Origin of the sequence: Paraburkholderia acidisoli (genome assembly GCF_009789675.1) — a bacterium.
Lineage (GTDB): Bacteria > Pseudomonadota > Gammaproteobacteria > Burkholderiales > Burkholderiaceae > Paraburkholderia > Paraburkholderia acidisoli.
Window position 1 is genome coordinate 743,740 of record NZ_CP046913.1, and the last position, 16,630, is coordinate 760,369.

14 protein-coding genes and 1 pseudogene are annotated in these 16,630 nt (G+C 62.9%); 10 read left to right on the forward strand and 5 right to left on the reverse strand.

The features are described 5' to 3' along the window. Positions 1 to 3: 3 nt before the first annotated feature. From FAZ98_RS03170 to FAZ98_RS03190, 5 genes and pseudogenes are all read left to right on the forward strand, one after another. Positions 4 to 1,206, forward strand: coding sequence for an acyltransferase family protein (locus tag FAZ98_RS03170; RefSeq protein ID WP_158948701.1), 1,203 nt, complete (start codon positions 4 to 6; stop codon positions 1,204 to 1,206). Between the two features lie 126 nt (positions 1,207 to 1,332). Further along, complete coding sequence (locus tag FAZ98_RS03175) at positions 1,333 to 2,970, forward strand: hypothetical protein (protein ID WP_158948703.1); 1,638 nt, start codon at positions 1,333 to 1,335, stop codon at positions 2,968 to 2,970. Positions 2,971 to 3,445: 475 nt separating this feature from the next. Beyond that, positions 3,446 to 5,386: a glycosyltransferase family 87 protein gene (locus FAZ98_RS03180; protein ID WP_158948705.1), complete on the forward strand. Its 1,941-nt coding sequence runs from the start codon at positions 3,446 to 3,448 to the stop codon at positions 5,384 to 5,386. A 398-nt stretch (positions 5,387 to 5,784) separates the two neighbouring features. Continuing rightward, positions 5,785 to 6,459: a CmcI family methyltransferase gene (locus tag FAZ98_RS03185; protein ID WP_158948707.1), complete on the forward strand. Its 675-nt coding sequence runs from the start codon at positions 5,785 to 5,787 to the stop codon at positions 6,457 to 6,459. Between the two features lie 30 nt (positions 6,460 to 6,489). After that, positions 6,490 to 6,713 (forward strand): annotated as a pseudogene (locus FAZ98_RS03190) (DDE-type integrase/transposase/recombinase); the annotation flags it as partial. 137 nt (positions 6,714 to 6,850) lie between these two features. Here the strand turns inward: FAZ98_RS03190 and FAZ98_RS03195 are convergent. Next, entirely contained in the window at positions 6,851 to 7,675 is an 825-nt protein-coding gene (locus FAZ98_RS03195) for a glycosyltransferase (protein WP_233272652.1), read from the reverse strand. 29 nt (positions 7,676 to 7,704) lie between these two features. Then, positions 7,705 to 8,967 carry an oligosaccharide flippase family protein gene (locus FAZ98_RS03200; protein WP_158948711.1) on the reverse strand — a complete coding sequence of 421 codons (1,263 nt, stop codon included), beginning with the start codon at positions 8,965 to 8,967 and terminating at the stop codon, positions 7,705 to 7,707. Between the two features lie 267 nt (positions 8,968 to 9,234). Between FAZ98_RS03200 and FAZ98_RS03205 the strand changes: the two genes are divergently transcribed. The 5 genes from FAZ98_RS03205 to waaA all read left to right on the forward strand — a co-directional run bounded on the left by FAZ98_RS03205 (position 9,235) and on the right by waaA (position 14,516). Next, a complete protein-coding gene (locus FAZ98_RS03205) occupies positions 9,235 to 10,632 on the forward strand; it encodes a phosphomannomutase/phosphoglucomutase (protein WP_158948713.1) in 1,398 nt (465 codons plus the stop codon). A 274-nt stretch (positions 10,633 to 10,906) separates the two neighbouring features. Further along, positions 10,907 to 11,902: a lipopolysaccharide heptosyltransferase I gene (gene waaC / locus FAZ98_RS03210; RefSeq protein ID WP_158948715.1), complete on the forward strand. Its 996-nt coding sequence runs from the start codon at positions 10,907 to 10,909 to the stop codon at positions 11,900 to 11,902. A 264-nt stretch (positions 11,903 to 12,166) separates the two neighbouring features. Next, positions 12,167 to 13,051: a Kdo hydroxylase family protein gene (locus FAZ98_RS03215; protein WP_158948717.1), complete on the forward strand. Its 885-nt coding sequence runs from the start codon at positions 12,167 to 12,169 to the stop codon at positions 13,049 to 13,051. Continuing rightward, positions 13,048 to 13,185, forward strand: coding sequence for a hypothetical protein (locus tag FAZ98_RS03220; protein WP_158948719.1), 138 nt, complete (start codon positions 13,048 to 13,050; stop codon positions 13,183 to 13,185). Before FAZ98_RS03215 ends, FAZ98_RS03220 begins: the two co-directional genes overlap by 4 nt. Further along, positions 13,179 to 14,516, forward strand: a complete 1,338-nt coding sequence (gene waaA, locus FAZ98_RS03225; RefSeq protein WP_158948721.1) for a lipid IV(A) 3-deoxy-D-manno-octulosonic acid transferase — start codon at positions 13,179 to 13,181, stop codon at positions 14,514 to 14,516. The genes FAZ98_RS03220 and waaA overlap by 7 nt, the downstream gene beginning before the upstream one ends. Positions 14,517 to 14,596: 80 nt before the next feature. Here waaA and ureG read toward each other — a convergent pair whose 3' ends face one another. Genes ureG through ureE form a run of 3 tightly spaced genes read right to left on the reverse strand, consistent with a single transcriptional unit; the run spans position 14,597 to position 16,623 of the window. After that, positions 14,597 to 15,238: an urease accessory protein UreG gene (gene ureG / locus FAZ98_RS03230; protein ID WP_158948723.1), complete on the reverse strand. Its 642-nt coding sequence runs from the start codon at positions 15,236 to 15,238 to the stop codon at positions 14,597 to 14,599. A gap of 22 nt (positions 15,239 to 15,260) precedes the next feature. Further along, entirely contained in the window at positions 15,261 to 15,941 is a 681-nt protein-coding gene (locus tag FAZ98_RS03235; protein WP_158951848.1) for an urease accessory protein UreF, read from the reverse strand. Continuing rightward, positions 15,928 to 16,623 carry an urease accessory protein UreE gene (ureE, locus tag FAZ98_RS03240; protein WP_158948725.1) on the reverse strand — a complete coding sequence of 232 codons (696 nt, stop codon included), beginning with the start codon at positions 16,621 to 16,623 and terminating at the stop codon, positions 15,928 to 15,930. The genes FAZ98_RS03235 and ureE overlap by 14 nt, the downstream gene beginning before the upstream one ends. Between the last annotated feature and the right edge of the window lie 7 nt (positions 16,624 to 16,630).

A 16,630-nucleotide genomic window follows, 5' to 3' on the forward strand; every position in this document is an offset into this window, starting at 1 on the left:
TCGATGCCTCTTGCCGGTTTTCCTGGGCTCGTCTTGCCCACGCTGATTGTCACGGCGCTCCTGTTTCTGATCGCGAAAGTCATTGATAGAAGATCGTCGTTTTATCGGCAACAGGTCGACGAGGAGTTGTCGGCCACGCGCTTTCATTCCATCGACGGACTGCGCGGATTCCTGGCGATTGCCGTCATGTATCACCACGCGGTGATCACTTATTTTTACTATGCGACCGGCCGTTGGGACGTGCCTCCTTCGAGACTCGGCACCTTGCTCGGTCAAGGCGCCGTCGCGATGTTCTTCATGGTGACGGCGTTGCTGTTCTGGACGCGCGCGCTCAAGGCGCAAGGCCGCATGGATCTGCGGCGGTTCTTCTGGTCGCGCATTACCCGCATGGTGCCGATGTACGTGGTGTCGTCGGGTGCATTGATCGTCACGGCGTTGGCGCTCACGCATTTCCGCCTGAATTACCCGCTGATGCAGCTTTTCAGGGATATCACGTCCTGGCTGCTGTTCACGCTTCCGGGGCAACCCGATGTGAACGGCATGGTGAACACAAAATACATCAACACGGTGTACTGGTCGCTGGTGTACGAGTGGGACTTCTATCTGCTTTTTCCGTTGATGATGTTCTTCGCGAACCGTCGAGGAAGCTGGATTCTCTTTGTGGTTTCGGCGTTGCTGATCGCCTGGCATTCGGTCAATAACGTCGAGTGGTATTTCCTCTATGGCGCGCTGACCGCAACGCTGCTCTTTCAGTTTCCGCAAATCAAGAATGTCTTGCGCGGCGTAGTGGGTTCATTGCTCATTGTCGTAATGAGTGCGGCGATTCTGCATGAAACACCAACGGCTTATGATCCCAGATATGCACCGCTATTCTTTGGCATTTTTCTCGTGGTCGCATCCGGGAATTCGTTCTTTGGCATTCTCACTTCGCGGGCTGCGCGTGTTCTCGGGATGATCAGTTATAGCGTTTATCTGACGCACAACTATCTTTTGTATCTCACGTTCCGGCTGGTCAATCACTTCCGGGATGTGCAGACTTTGCCTGTCCACGTGTTCTGGGTCATTACCGGTAGCGTTGCCGTCGTGGTGATCGGGTTGTCCGCCGTGACGTATCGTTTCGTTGAATATCCGTTCCTGAAAATGCGGGTACCCGGGGAGCGCACGGAAAGTGCCTCGCCTGCGGCCATGTCGGGTTCGGCGCGGTAGTGGATTCCTGCGTAACGCGTGCTTCGTTCGCTCAAGGCCGGGCCGCGCGGCGCTCCAGATTCGCAAGCCGCGTTCGCCAAAGCGGCAGATAGGGCGTGTTATCGTTCCGCCTTTCGTGGGAACAAGATGACTCAAGCAAAAAACGGCGTCGGCATCGATCGGACGATCACACTTTTCGCCCTGTTACTCGGGGCATTCGTCACGGTGACGACCTGTGTGGGCGTCTGGCGTTTCGGCTCGGCCACCATTTTCTGGGACGAGTGGGACGGCTACCTCGGCTTCTATCGCCGCATTCACGAAGTGGGTGGCGTCAGCCCGTGGTTCGAGAATCACGTTCAGCACCGCATTTTCACGACGCGCGTGCTCGCATGGCTGGATATCACGTTGTTTCACGGCAGCCATGCCATTCTGTTTATCGGTGAACTGGTCACACTGGGCGGCGTCGTGTATTTCATCGCTAAACGGAGTGCCGGTGCCGCTCGCGTGCTGGCAATCGGCCTTGGCGCCGCATTGCTGTATTCCTGGTCGCAATCGGAATCGCTGACCTGGGGTTTTGTTTTTCAGGTTACGTCGGCGTATTTTTTCGCTGTCTGGTCGATATACGCTTTTACGCGCGAAGAATGGTCTGCATACAGGCGATTCGGCATTGCGCTGGTCATGTCGATCCTTTCCGAATTGTCGATGGGAAACGGTCTCGGCGTACCGCTCGTTCTACTGGCGCTGACAGTGGTATTGCGACGTCCATTGAAGGAGGGCCTTGCGGCGCTGCTCATCGCTGTCGTCACCATTCCGCCGTACTTCTATCACCTGGCGCCCGCCGACGGCCCGCGGCCGGAATCGGAAGCGGGTTCGCATCTGCTGTTTTTGCTGAAATTTTTCGCGTTGACACTGGGAAACCCGCTCTGCCAGATTAACGCGGCAATCTCGGTGAGCATGCTGGTCGGCGCCATGACGTTTGTCGCGAGCCTCGTATTGGTGGCGTGGCTCTGGTTGAGGAAGCGGGTCACCTGGTACCGCGGTTTTCTGATCGGCGTCTGGCTTTTTGCCGTGGCGTGCGTGGTGATGGTGACGCTCGGCCGTTCGGGCGGCGGCTACTCTCAAGCGGTGCTGAGCCGCTACGCCACGGGCTCGCTGCTGGTCTGGTTCGCGTTCGCCATGCTGGCCTATGATGTGCTGCCGCTGCGGCCGCGACGCATTGTGACAGTGCTCATGCTGCTTCTGGCCGCCGTGACGGCGGTCTCGCAAAAAGGCGCGTTCGCCGACAATTCGTATATTTACGAGCGCAAACTGGGGCTGCTGAGCAACAAGATCGGTCTGGACCGCGAGGGGTATCTGCTGCTCTCGTTCCCGCAAGCGGAGCCGTGGCGAACCCGCTTTGTCGACTATACGAAGTGGGCTGCGGCGCACCGATTCGGAATCTTTAGCCAGGCATGGCTGCAAGACGCGGGTGTCGTACGGTTCGATCCGCAGAAGCTCGCGACCGATTGCGTGGGCCACTTCGATCGATCGACGACCGATGCGGATGGCGTCCAGGTGGCGTCCGGTTGGGTCCTCGCGAAACGCGACACCCTGATCGTTTTGACGGACGGCAGCGGCAAAACCGTAGGCTACGGGCTGGTTGGCCGTAAGCGCCCGGACGTGGCGGCCATCATGAAGGGCTCGGGGTCGGAGAGCGGCTGGATTGGTTTCGCGCGGCCCGGAGCGCACGGACTTCAGGCATTCGTCTATCGCACCGGACGGTTCTGCCGCGTCTCCAGCGACTGAGGGGGCCTTCGATCCGAAGACGAGGCGGGAGGCGTTTCCGTCCAAAATGGGCGTGGCGCGGGTCGCCACTCCGATGCCACGCCGGTAATAGCTTGCGCACGATTCGCGCTTTATCGAGCGCTCATGAAACGTTGCGCACCGCGAATCGACAAGCGCGGCGATGAATTGCCAGGCGCGGGGGAAGCGCGCCCCGGTTACGAAGCTTCCCCTTGAGTTGGCCCTCTTGGCCGATCGTCAGGAGAGGCTATGCAGTTGAATCCGCGACATCGTCCCGCCGTCCATTTTCAGCGGCCTGGTGGCCTGAAGCCCATCGCGTGCCCGGCGCGGGATGCACCATTTCGCTACCGTATAATGCCGTGGTCCGTTTTCGGGTAGCGCGGGAAATCTTACGGGCGACCCGCGCCGCTACCCGTCGTAGCGCCCAATGCGCCGCAAAAATTTCATCTTCTCCAGAATCGATCAGAGGGGCTCAAACGTGGATATTCAAAGCCACACCAGGCGGGACGTGATTTTCTTTGTGGCCGTGGCCGCGATATTTCTATTCGCCATAAAAATACGCCTGGGCGTTGAGATTCCCGATGACGCGGCCTTTTTCCTGCGATACGCGGAAAACATGGCCCACGGTGAGTTTTGGGTCTGGAATCCGGGTGAAAAGCCAATCTGGGGAGCCAGCGCACCGTTTTTCGCTCTGCTTCTCGCGTTGCCGATTCGACTGGGCGTCGAGCCTACCGTTGCACTCGTCGCGGGCAGCGTGGCGCTGTCAGTAGTGAGTCTCGCTTACACGTCGACGTTGCTGCTGAGACGGTTAGATTGGGTGGCGGCCACGGCATTCGTCGTTTTTTTCGCGTTGGATTCCAGCGCGATGTTCTACGCGGGAAACGGACTTGAGACGCCGCTGACCTTCGCGCTCATGACGTTGGCGCTGGACTGCATTCTCAATCGGCGTGGTGATGTAGCCGTAGGCATCTCGGCCGGCTTGCTAATGATTCACAAGCTGGACCTTATTCCCCTCGGTGCACTGCTTATTATCGCGCACGCTCTCCAGAATCAACGGCTGCGCATACCCGTTCGGTCGCTCGTAATCGCGGCCATTATCGCGCTCGCCTGGTATCTGTTCGCGTGGATCTATTTCGGCGCACCGGTCCCCAACTCTTTTCTGACCAAAGCGCTCCATCAAGAGGACATGCCGCAAATCATCGGCACGGGCTGGTTCTCGAAGTTGGTTCTTTGGGGGACCGGCCACTGGATAGTCACGGCGTTCGCCGCTTTCGGGATACTGCGGTGTGGACGGCAGCGCGCGTCTTTGACGATCTTTGCGCTCGGCACTCTCGTGACGCATGTCATTGCGTACACGGCGAAACATCCGTTCGAACCGTACGATTGGTACAGCATGCCGTCGCTCTACACGCTCTTCCTGCTTGGAAGCGTGGGCGTAGCGGAAATCGCCAACGCGTTCAGCCGGTGGCAGCGCCGTCCGGCGGCATTTCCCGCGGCCATACTGGTCGCGCTGATGTTGCTGCTGACAGTGGGTATTCAGGTTAAGCCGCAAATGGCTCGTGCTCAAGATTACAAGTTGTTCCTGGCATATCAAGAGCGAGATCGAACCGATGCGGGTAAATGGGTGGCGGAGCATACTCCGCCTTCCTTCCGGGTTCTCACGATGTGGGGCAACCCTGCGTATTTTTCACATCGATATGTGTATGACGCATCGTTCCTGAATAGAAAGTACGAGTCTGCGCCGCTGCTCGAGAAATATCATCCCGAGATCGTGATTCTCGAGAACGCGCCTGGCACCACGCCAATGACGCCGTACAACTACAGCCCTGACTACGTGCCGGTCAAAATCTTCGACCGCACCTTCGCGGACCTGGGAAACTACTTCTATACCGTGTACGCGCGAAAAGATGTGGTAGGCCAAATCAGTGGCGTGGTATTCCCTGTCAAGACCAGTTGCAAGTCGCTCGTCGACTGCCAGCGATATTTGCCGCCCGCACCCGCCTCGGCGCAAGTGCCAACGGGTTTCACGATGGCGCAGACAGAGAGTCCCGGAATTTGCAGCATTGACATGCTTAACAATCGGGGCTACGTGGGCGTGCCCACCGTCTCGACGCGGGATACGATATCGCTGACCGGCTGGGCCATCGACGCAAAGAACGTGCGTTTGCCGGACGCGGTTTTCATTCGACTCGAATCCTCAAACGGCAAGTCATATTTCGCAAACGCAAAGCTTGGACTTTATCGGCCGGATATACCCGAGGGCCTGAAGTTGCCGTCCACGCTTGCCGACGCCGGCTATGAGGCACGTACGAACCTTAGCTCGTTGACTCCCGGGCAGTATGGGATCAGCGTTATCGTTCAGTCTGGAAATCAAGGATTCGTTTGCGCGGCCAAACAAACGATCATGGTGTCCCAATGAGATGAATGCTGCATACGGTGACGCGTCGGGCGTGTCACCGTATGCGAGTCAACAGAACGCAGATACGTAAGTGGAGTGAACCCCAGAGGCTGAACGGCGCGGTCAGAGTCATTTCAGTTGATTGGAGGATACGTCGTGCCTCGCAGCACTCAACGCAGCGAGCGTAAGCCAGTGTCAATCCGCTGGGAGACGGCATAGCCGGGTATTCCGGCTGCAGGCAGCGAGAATGGCAGGCAGATACACGAAACCCGTGGCAACCTCAATGAAGGTGACGCCTGTTCTTTCGAGGCGTTGAGCGAGCCGGGCCTTGGTTAAAACGCTTCGATCGCGAAGCATGGTATATGATGGTTCTTGTCGTTTAAACACTCCACTGGCTATCTTTGATAAAGGTGACGTGCATGACTGACGGGTTTCTGCATAAATACTTTCTGAATAATTCCCATAAACGACTTCATAAATGGGTTCATTATTTTGATATTTATGAGCGACATTTAGCTCGTTTCAGAGGTAAGGCGCCGGTCATGATCGAGATAGGTGTTTTCGGAGGAGGGTCGCTTGCCATGTGGAAGGAGTTTTTCGGGCAGGATTGTAAAATAATCGGGATTGATATCAATCCCGATTGCAAGGCCCATGAAGCGGAAGGCATCGAGATTTTTATTGGAAGCCAAGATGATCCGGATCTCATCAACCAGATATTCAAAAAATATCCACATGTCGATATTGTTCTGGATGATGGAAGCCATATGATGCGGCATATGACAACTTCATTCGATTTGATGTACGAAAGAGTCGATCGGAATGGCGTTTATATTGTCGAGGACACGCATACGTGTTACTGGCCGGAATATCAAGGTGGTCTTCGCGAGCCGGGAAGTTTTATGGAATTTACAAAAAATAAAATGGATGAATTAAATGCAATTCATTCAAGAGGCGCGGTGCCGATCTCGAATTTTACGAAATCGACTGATTCGATCGTGTGCTATGACAGCGTCGTGGTTTTCGAGCGCAGGCAACAGGGAATGCGGCAGGCGCCAATCACGCAAAGTATTACGGAGTGGCAGGGCGGGGCTTGATTTTTTAGCGGTACCACCTTGGTTCGGCTCGTAACACGGCCCGAGAAGACGGCACGGCCGAACCCGCTCTGGGTTTCGGATTTCACCTACGTTTCGACGTAGCCGGGCGGGTCGTATGTGGCTTTCGTGATCGATGTGTTCGCTCGCCGTATCGTCGGTTGGCGAGTCAGCCGTTCGATGACCAGGGCTTCGTTCCGGATGCACTTGAACGGGCGCTTTACGCACGACGCCCACGCGACGACGAAACCTTGATCGCGGCTGCGTACCTGCGTCGCTATCGGCGAGCGCTCGCGTAGGCGGCCGCGTTGCAGTCGCGCGGCTCGAACACCTCGACGCCGGACACGAAGTTGGTAAGCCGCAAGAGTGGCTCGATGCGCTTGAACGTTTCAGCCTAAACGCCCCGCCCGAACCACGCCCGCTTCACCTTCTGCAACATCCGATACGGCGTCACGAAGTGCAGCAAGGTCTTCGCGATGCCAGCCCAATCCCGCCAGTTCAGCACATTCCAGTAACGCAGTTGCAACCGCAACGTCGACGTAATCTGCTTGCGCCGCTTCGTCGCGCTGATCCCGCCTTCGTTCAACTCGTAATAAAGCCCGAGTTCTGGCAGATTCCCGCAGTCGTAGCGCTCCATGAGGCGCAGGAACAGGTCGAGGTCTTCCGCGGCCGGATACTGCACGCGATAGTTGCCCACGTCGATCACGGCCGCCACACGCAGCATCACCGAAGGATGCACGAGCGGCGCGATGAGCAGGCGCGTGCGGCGCAATGTGAGCGCGTCGGCGGCGGGGCGCAGCATGAATAGCGGCTCGCCCGCCTGATTTACGACCTGCGTCCAGGTGCCGAGTGCCGCGAGTCTGGGCTCGGCTTCCATGCGCGCGCGCTGCTTCGCGAGCCGGTGCGGCACGGCCAGATCGCCCGCGTCGATACGCGCCGCGTACTGAAAGCCGCGCGCGGCCAGCGCCTCGATGCCGGCCTGCAATGCGCGCTCGATGCCGCCGTTTTGCGCCATCCGCACGACTTCCACCTGCATGCCCGGCACGTTCGGCGCGACGATCGGCGGCGCGCTGCCGTCGTCGACGATCAGCGCGTAGAGGGGCGCGTCTTCCGCGAACGAAGCAAGCGTGCGCTCGACATCGGCCTGACCGTTGTAGGCGGGCATGAGCACGGCAACGTCGGCGAGCGCGCCTTGGCGGCCGGACACCTGGGCAAACATCTGAGGAGGCGACCCAGCAACGGAATTCGTCATGAAGCGAGCTTGAAGCGGATGTAGTAGAGGTTCACGCAGGCCGCCGCGAGATAACCGGCGGCGAGGCCCAGCAGCGCGCCATAGGCGCCGAAGCGCGCGATCGCCACGAGATTGACGGCGAACGCCACCGCGAGCGCGAGCAGCCATTTCGCGAGCAGCACGTACTTCGCCTGATATTTGAGCACGACGAGATTACCGATCGCTTCGAGCCCCGCAGGCACCGAAAGCCACACGGCCCAGCGGAATATGCCGATCGCGCCTTCGTACGCCGGTCCGAACACGCGGCCGATGATAAAGCCCGCGAGCGCGTCGAGCAGCAGCGCGCCCGCGACCATCACGAGCGCCGTGAGCGCGAAGAGGCGCACGAGATTGCGGCGCAGTTGCGCGGTCTCTTGCACGCGATACACGAAGGCGGGCGCAATGGTCTGCGAGAGCATCAGCGCGAGCGTGATCCAGTTTTCGTTGAGCTGCTGCGCGGCCGAGTAGCGGCCGAGATCGGCGAACGAAATGGTGCGCTCGAGCATCAGCCGGTCGAGCTTGAGAAAGAGGTACATGCAGATCAGGCCGAGCCAGAACACCGTGCCCGCCGTGGCGAAATGCCTGAACAGCGCGCGGTCCACATGCCAGCCTAGCTTGCCGCCGTGACGGCGCCGGAAATACAGCAGCAGCACCGCGCCGATGGCCGCCGATTCGAGCGCCCAGAGCCAGCCGAACGCCGCCGGTGCGAACGCGGCACGCGCGAGCAGGAACACGAGCAACGCCTTGATCGCGGCCGTGGTCATGCTCGCGAGCAATTGCGGCTTGCTGTACGTCATGCTCTGCAGCCACGCGTTGATGACGCCCACGAACGGCTCGCGGAACAGCATCGTCACGACAAGCCCGGCCAGCATGGCGCCCACGAGCGGGTCGGTCGCGCCGAGCGCAATGCCGATCCACGTGAGCACGAGCGCCGCCGCCGAGACACCGATGCGCAACGCGAACGCGCTGCCGAGCACGGTGCCGAGTTCCTGCGGCGGCCGGTTGACGATGGTTGGCACGAGAATCTCGGCGCCGCATACCCAGGTGATGGGCGAGAGCACCAGCAGCAGCGTGTTGGCGTACTGCCATTTGCCGAACACATCGGGGCCGAAATAGCGCGCGAGCACCCCGCTGATGACGATGGCCACCGCGATCTGCGTGAGACGTTCGAGCCCGAGCCACACGATGTTCGCGAACGCGCGCGCGACGTCGGGGTTGGTGAAGCGTTTGAGGCTCAGCATTGCGCCTCGTGAGGCGCCTGACGAAGCGTCGCGCATAAAAAATCCCGGGCACGCGGCGTGCGTGCTATCTCCGCCCCGTTTGGCGGACAAAATGGCGATGAAAGGGGGCGGCGACGCATTAAAATAGGTACATACCACGGCCGAAAGACCGCAATTATAGTTTGTAACGGATCCCACTTTTCGTAACGGCAGGCAGGTTGCGTCACGCGGCTGTGTTACGAATAGACCCCGAATTCGAATCCCTCCATCTGCACGGTGAGCCTCAACATGACTTCCAGATCGATTTTCAAGGCATATGACATTCGCGGCGTGATCGGCAAGACGCTCGACGCGGATACGGCGCGCGCCATCGGCCGCGCATTCGGCAGCGAGGTGCGTGCACAGGGCGGCGACGCGGTGGTGATCGCGCGCGACGGACGTCTCTCGGGCCCCGAACTCTCGCACGCGCTCGCCGACGGCCTGTGCGAAGCGGGCGTCGACGTGGTCGACGTTGGCATGGTGCCCACGCCCGTGGGCTACTTCGCGGCGAGCGTGCCGCTCAAGCTCGCGGGCGGCGAGCGCAACGTCGACTCGTGCATCGTCGTGACGGGCAGCCATAACCCGCCCGACTACAACGGCTTCAAGATGGTCCTGCGCGGCAAGGCCATTTACGGCGAGCAGATCCAGGCGCTCTACGAACGCATCGTGGCCGAGCGCTTCGACGCGGGCGAGGGCAGTTACACGCAGTACGACATCGTCGACGCCTACGTCGATCGCATCGTTGGCGACGTGAAGCTCGCGCGCCCGATGAAGATCGTCGTCGACACGGGCAACGGCGTGGCGGGCGGTCTCGCGCCGCGTCTGTTCAAGGCGCTCGGCTGCGACCTCGTCGAACTCTTCACCGAAGTCGACGGCACCTTCCCGAACCATCACCCGGACCCGGCGCACCCGGAAAACCTCCAGGACGTGATTCGCGCGCTGCAAGACAACGCGGACACCGAAGTGGGCTTCGCGTTCGACGGCGACGGCGACCGCCTGGGCGTCGTCACGAAGGACGGCCAGATCATCTACCCGGATCGCCAGCTCATGCTGTTCGCCGAGGAAGTGCTCTCGCGCAATCCGGGCAAGCAGATCATTTACGACGTGAAGTGCACGCGTAACCTCGCGAAGTGGGTGAAGGAAAAGGGCGGCGAGCCGCTGATGTGGAAGACGGGCCACTCGCTCGTGAAGGCGAAGCTGCGCGAAACCGGCGCGCCGCTGGCGGGCGAAATGAGCGGCCACGTGTTCTTCAAGGACCGCTGGTACGGTTTCGACGACGGCCTGTACACGGGCGCGCGTCTGCTTGAAATCCTCTCGCGCGTGCCGGATCCGAGCCAGTTGCTCAACGATCTGCCGAACTCGCACGCCACGCCGGAACTGCAACTGAAGCTCGAAGAAGGCGAGAACTTCGAGCTGATCGGCAAGCTGCAGAAGAACGCCCAGTTCACGGGCGCCGACGAAGTCATCACCATCGACGGTCTGCGCGTGGAATACCCGGACGGCTTTGGCCTCGCGCGTTCGTCGAACACCACGCCGGTCGTGGTCATGCGCTTCGAAGCCGACAACGACGCCGCGCTCGCGCGCATCCAGGCCGACTTCAAGCGCGTGATTCTCGCCGAAAAGCCGGACGCGAAGCTGCCGTTCTAAGGGCGTTCGCCACCGGGTTTGCCGCCGCGTTTTGCACTGCCCGGCGGCTGATCCGTGGATCAAACGGCGCCGCGCGACACCGCTCGCGCGGCGCCGTTTTTTCATCCGGGCGCCGATCCTGCACGCAATTCGCCCGCTTTCACGCGTGAATTCGCTGCCAATACCGCGCATTTCGTCGCGCTTTTCGCCGCATTCCGTCTTTTCCCTGCGGCGCCTGCGCCCGGCGCGCTAAAATTGCGGACCTTTTTCCTCTGTCCGCCCCTTGAGCTTGAGCGTGCAAAAGATTCTCATCGTGCGCGTGTCGTCGTTAGGCGACGTCGTCCACAACATGCCCGCCATCGCCGACATCCGCCGGCGCTATCCCGACGCGCAGATCGACTGGCTCGTCGAAGAGAGCTTCCAGTCGCTCGTCGAGCTGGTGCACGGCGTGCGCCGCGCGATTCCGTTTTCGCTGCGCCGCTGGCGCAAGGGCCTGCTCTCGGGCGCGAACTGGCGCGAGATTGGCGGGTTTCGCCGGGCGCTGGCCGCCGAAAACTACGACCTCGTGATCGACTGCCAGGGGCTCATCAAGACCGCGTGGGTCGCGAGCTGGGCGCGCGGGCCGCTGGTCGGCCTCGGCAATCGCACCGACGGCGCGGGCTACGAGTGGCCGGTGCGCTTCTTCTACGACCGCGCGATCCGCATCGAGCCGCGCACGCACGTGGTCGAGCGCACGCGCCAGCTGGTGGCGGGCGCGCTGGAATTGCCGGCGCCCACGCCCGGCGACGAGATCGACTTCGGTATCGACACGTTCCGCGCGGCGCAGGCGCTCGCGGGCGTCGGGCTGAATCTGCCGGTGCCTTACGTGGTGTTCGTGCACGCGACCTCGCGCGCCGACAAGCAATGGCCCGACGCCAACTGGATCGAGCTGGGGCAGGCGCTCGTGCGGCGCGGCGCCTCGCTGGTGCTGCCGTGGGGCAGCGAGGCCGAGCGCGCGACGAGCGAGCGGCTCGCGCGCGAATTCGGCGAAGCGGCAATCGTGCCGCCGAGGCTGTCGCTGCCCGCCGTGGTCGGGCTGATCGAGGGCGCGGCGGCCACCGTGGGCGTGGACACGGGCCTCGTGCACATTGCGGCGGCGCTCAAGCGGCCGACCGTCGAGTTGTACAATTTCGCGACCGCCTGGCGCACGGGCGGCTACTGGTCGCCGAACGTGGTCAATCTGGGCACGGCCGGCCAGCCGCCGACGCTCGCGCAGGTGAAGGGCGCGCTCGCGGGCTTCGGCCTGCTCTGACCGGCGGGAATCGCGCGCGCCTTGACCGGCGGCGGCTTCGGCGACGAAACCGGCTGCGAAGTATCAAGGCGGCGCACGGAACCTGCGGGTATAAAAATCGGCTCGCGCACGCGAGTCAGCGCGTAGCCAACGACGCAACACGCGCCGAGGCAACACGCAACGACGCAACACGGCACGTTGTGCCCCGAGGCCGACGCGCCACGCGTGCATTCAGATCACAGATCAAAGCGGACCCATGCCGGTCCATCGCTTCCAGGGGCGACCATGAACGAATCCCAGATCATCGAAATCACTTCCGGCGACTGGCACGGCCAGCAGCTTTCGCAGCCGCGCGAGACGCTCCTCGACGCCGTCGAGCAGGGCAAGGTGCTGTACTTCCCGAACCTGGCCTTCGCGATCGAAGGTCATGAGCGCGCGCTGCTCGACCCGGCTATCGCCGATCCCAAGCGCAAGAACATCAGCCTCGACCCGAACGGCGGCGCGCTGCACGGCGTGCTCGGCGACGCCAACGCGCAGGCCGCCGTGCGCGCGCTGATCGCGCGTTACCAGACCAACGCGCGCACGCTGGTGGACGGCCTCTTTCCCGAGTACACGGGCAAGCTGCGCGTGGCGCCCACGAGCCTGCGTCTGCATCAGGTGGAAACGCGCCAGACCTCGTGGCGCAAGGACGATTCGCGTCTGCACGTGGATGCGTTTCCGTCGCGGCCCAACTACGGCGAGCGCATCCTGCGCGTCTTCACCAACGTGAACCCGCACGGCGTGCCGCGCGTGTGGCGCGTGGGCGAGCCGTTCGAAGACATGGCGAAGCGCTTCCTGCCCAACATCAAGCCGCAGTTGCCGGGCTCCGCGTGGCTCCAGCATCTGCTGCACATCACCAAGTCGGCGCGCAGCGAGTACGACCATCTCATGCTGAACCTGCACGACGGCATGAAGGCCGACCTCGACTATCAGAAGGTGTGCCCGCAGGAGACCATCGGGTTTCCGCCGGGCAGCGTGTGGGTTTGCTTCTCCGATCACACCTCGCACGCCGTGATGTCCGGGCAGTTCATGATGGAACAGACCTTCTTCCTGCCCGCGAAAGACATGGTGCATCCGCAATGGGCGCCGCTCGGCATTCTCGAACGCCTCAAAGGCAAGGAACTGGTTTGAGCGCGCGCGTGACGATGGCCGCCGCCGTTCGCGCGGCGGCGCCGATTTTTTACGTCGATGTCGATGTCGATGTCGTCGATGTCGATGCCGCCGCTCCTGCCATTGCCGCCGCGCGCGCGGAGGCCCGATGCTGAGAGCGATCTATCGCGCGGCCTGGTGGCTGATCGCGCCGCTCGCGGTGCTGCGGCTCTACATCCGTTCGCGGCGCGAGCGCGGTTATCGCGAGCATATCGGCGAACGTTTCGGCTATTCGGCGGGGCGCCTGCCCGAGGACGACACGCCGCTGATCTGGGTGCACGCCGTGTCCGTGGGCGAGACGCGCGCGGCGCAACCGCTCGTCGACGCGCTGCTGGCCGCACGCCCCGACGCGCGCATCCTGCTCACGCACATGACGCCGGGCGGCCGCGCCACCGGCGAGCAGCTGTTCGGCGACCGCGTGCTGCGCTGCTATCTGCCCTACGACATGCCGCACGCGGTGCGGCGCTTTCTGCGCGCGTGGCGCCCCTCGCTCGGCCTGGTGATGGAAACCGAGGTGTGGCCCACGCTCATCGACGAATGCAAGCACGCCGACGTGCCGCTCGTGCTCACCAACGCGCGCATGTCGGCCCGTTCGGCGAAGCGCGCGGCGAAGTTCGGCGCGGGCGCGCGCGAGGTATTCGGCGGCTTCACGCGCGTGCTCGCGCAAAGTCCTTCCGACGCCGAACGCCTGAGCGCGCTCGGCGCGCGCAACGTGGCCGTGCTCGGCAATCTCAAGTTCGACATGGCGAGCCCGCCCGCGCTGATCGCACGCGGCCGCGACTGGCGTCGCGCAATCGGCACGCGGCCCGTGTGGGTCGCGGCCAGCACCCGCGAGGGCGAAGAAGAACTCGTGTTGCAGGCGTTCGAGGCGCTGAAGATGCCGGACGCCCTGCTGATTCTCGTGCCGCGCCATCCGCAGCGCTTCGACGAAGTGGCGGCGCTGGTCGAACGCAAGGGCTTGAAGCTCGCGCGGCGCTCGAAATGGGCACCGGCGGCGCCGGGCAAGAACGCGCAAGGCGGCTCGTCACAGGCATCGGCGGTATCCGTAGCGGCGTCGGCGGCGCTCAACGCCTTGCCGCACGACGTGAACATATTGCTCGGCGATTCGATGGGCGAAATGGGCGCGTACTACGCCGCCGCCGATCTCGCGTTCATCGGCGGAAGCTTGCTGCCGTTGGGCGGCCAGAACCTGATCGAAGCGTGCGCGGTGGGCGTGCCGGTGCTCATCGGCCCGCACGTGTTCAACTTCACGCAAGCCACCGCCGACGCCAAAGCGGCCGGTGCCTGCGAACAGGTGCAGGACCCGGCCGACCTCGCGCGCGCCTTGCGCGAACTGTTCGAGGACAAGTCGCGCCGCGTCGCCATGGGCGCGGCGGCGGCGGCCTTCGCGGCACGCCATCGCGGCGCGACCGCGCGCACGGTGGACGTGCTCTCCGCGCTGATCTGAAACGGCGGCACGCAGGCTTGCGTGCCGCGCGTTATCGACGAAATCTCGCCGAAATCTCGACTCAATCGGCGGAAAAAAACTCAGCCGACCAGCAACCCTTTCTTTTCGATGAAGCCCATCACCTGATCGAGCCCGTCGAGCGCCTTCAGGTTGCACATCACGAAGGGCCGCTCGCCGCGCATCTTCTTCGCGTCCGACGCCATGATGTCGAGATTCGCGCCCACGAGCGGCGCGAGGTCGGTCTTGTTGATGACGAGCAGGTCCGACTTCGTGATGCCGGGGCCGCCCTTGCGCGGAATCTTCTCGCCGCCCGCCACGTCGATCACGTAGATGGTGAGGTCCGACAACTCCGGGCTGAAGGTGGCCGCGAGATTGTCGCCGCCCGACTCGATGAACACGATGTCGGCGTCGGGGAAACGCGTGAGCATCTGGTCGACAGCCTCGAGGTTGATCGACGCATCTTCGCGAATGGCCGTGTGCGGGCAGCCGCCCGTTTCCACGCCCATGATGCGCTCGGCGGGCAGCGCGCCCGCCACCGTCAGCAAGCGCTGATCTTCCTTGGTGTAGATGTCGTTGGTGATGGCGACGAGGTCGTAGCGCTCGCGCATCGCCTTGCAGAGCATTTCGAGCAGCGTGGTCTTGCCGGAGCCGACCGGGCCGCCGACGCCGACGCGCAGCGGCGGCAGTTTCTTGGTTCGTTTGCTGGGTGCGTGCGAATTCATGGTGTGTCAGTGGCGAAGCGATTCAGGAGCGGAACAGTCGGGAGTACTGCGATTCGTGCCGCGACGACAAAATGCCGAGCTGCGGCGCGAACGTGTTGAGCGAGTCGGGCGGGGTGGCGAGCGCGCGCGCCACGGCGCGTTCGATCGCGGGCCGCAGCGCGACGAGAATGCGCTGCCCGGCGACCTGACCGAGCGGCACGGCCTTGAGCGCGGCGGCGGTCTGGTTCTCGACCCAGCTGAACGCGTAGGCGGCGAGCGTGGCATCGGCGGCGGCGTCGTGCGCGAAGGCCGCGAACGCGAACGCCGTGGGCTGCGCCACGGGCGTCATGCGATCGAGCGTGGCGCGGCGTTCGGTATCGCCCCATTCGAGCTGCGCGCATAGCTGGCGCAACGACCAGCCCATCTGCGAAGTTTCGCGGCGCAGTTCCGCCGATTCGCGGCTCGCGACGAATTCCGCGTTCGCCTCGATCAGCGCCGCGGCGTCGTGCGCGCGCCAGCGTTCGAGCTGATGCGCGAGAAACGGCAGTTCGCCGGGCGCGAGCACGGTGTCGAGACCGGCGGCGATCCAGCGTGAAGCGTCTTCGGCGTTGGCGATCAGGTTCGCTTCGATGGCCGCTTCGAGTCCCTGCGAGTAGCTGAACGCGCCAATCGGCAGCGCCGGCGAAGCGAGGTGCAGCAGCGCCGTGAGTTCAGCGATGTTCATGGCTGTGGTCGTGCGCGTGACCGTCGCAATGGCCGTGGTCGTGACCGCATTCGTGATCATGGTGGTCGTGATCGTCGTGATTGTGATCGTGAGCGTGCGCGTGCGCGTGGTCGTGCGAATGTCCGTGGTCATGCGCATGAGCATGACCATGATCGTGCGAATGCGCATGCCCGTGATGCTCGTCGTACACGCTTTGCGCGAGCGCGTAGTCTTCCGCGAAGGTTGCGTCGTGACCATGCCGATGCCCGCCGCCATAAGCGCCCGCTTCGGGCTGGAACGGCAGCTCGGCGCGTTCGACCTGCGCGCCGAGGCGCTTGAGCATGTCTTCGAGCACGGGATCGGCTTCGAGCTTGAGCGCGTCCACGCCCACTTCCACGGGCGTGTGGCGATTGCCGAGGTGATACGCGGCGCGCATGAGCGTGAGGCGATCGGGCGCGCGCACGAGCAGCACGCTTTCGGCCGCCGCGATCACGCGCACGAGGCCGCCGTCGTCGGCCACGAGCACGTCGCCGTCGCGCAGCACCGTGCCGCGCGGCAGCACGACACCCACTTCCTCGCCACTGTCGAGCGTGGCCGCGAAGCGGCTCTTGCAGCGCGCGTCGTACGCCAGCGTGAGCGTGGGCGCGCGCTTGACGAGCACGTCCGCGAGCCTGGCGTTGAGTCGTTTGTCGATCGTGCGCATATCAAAC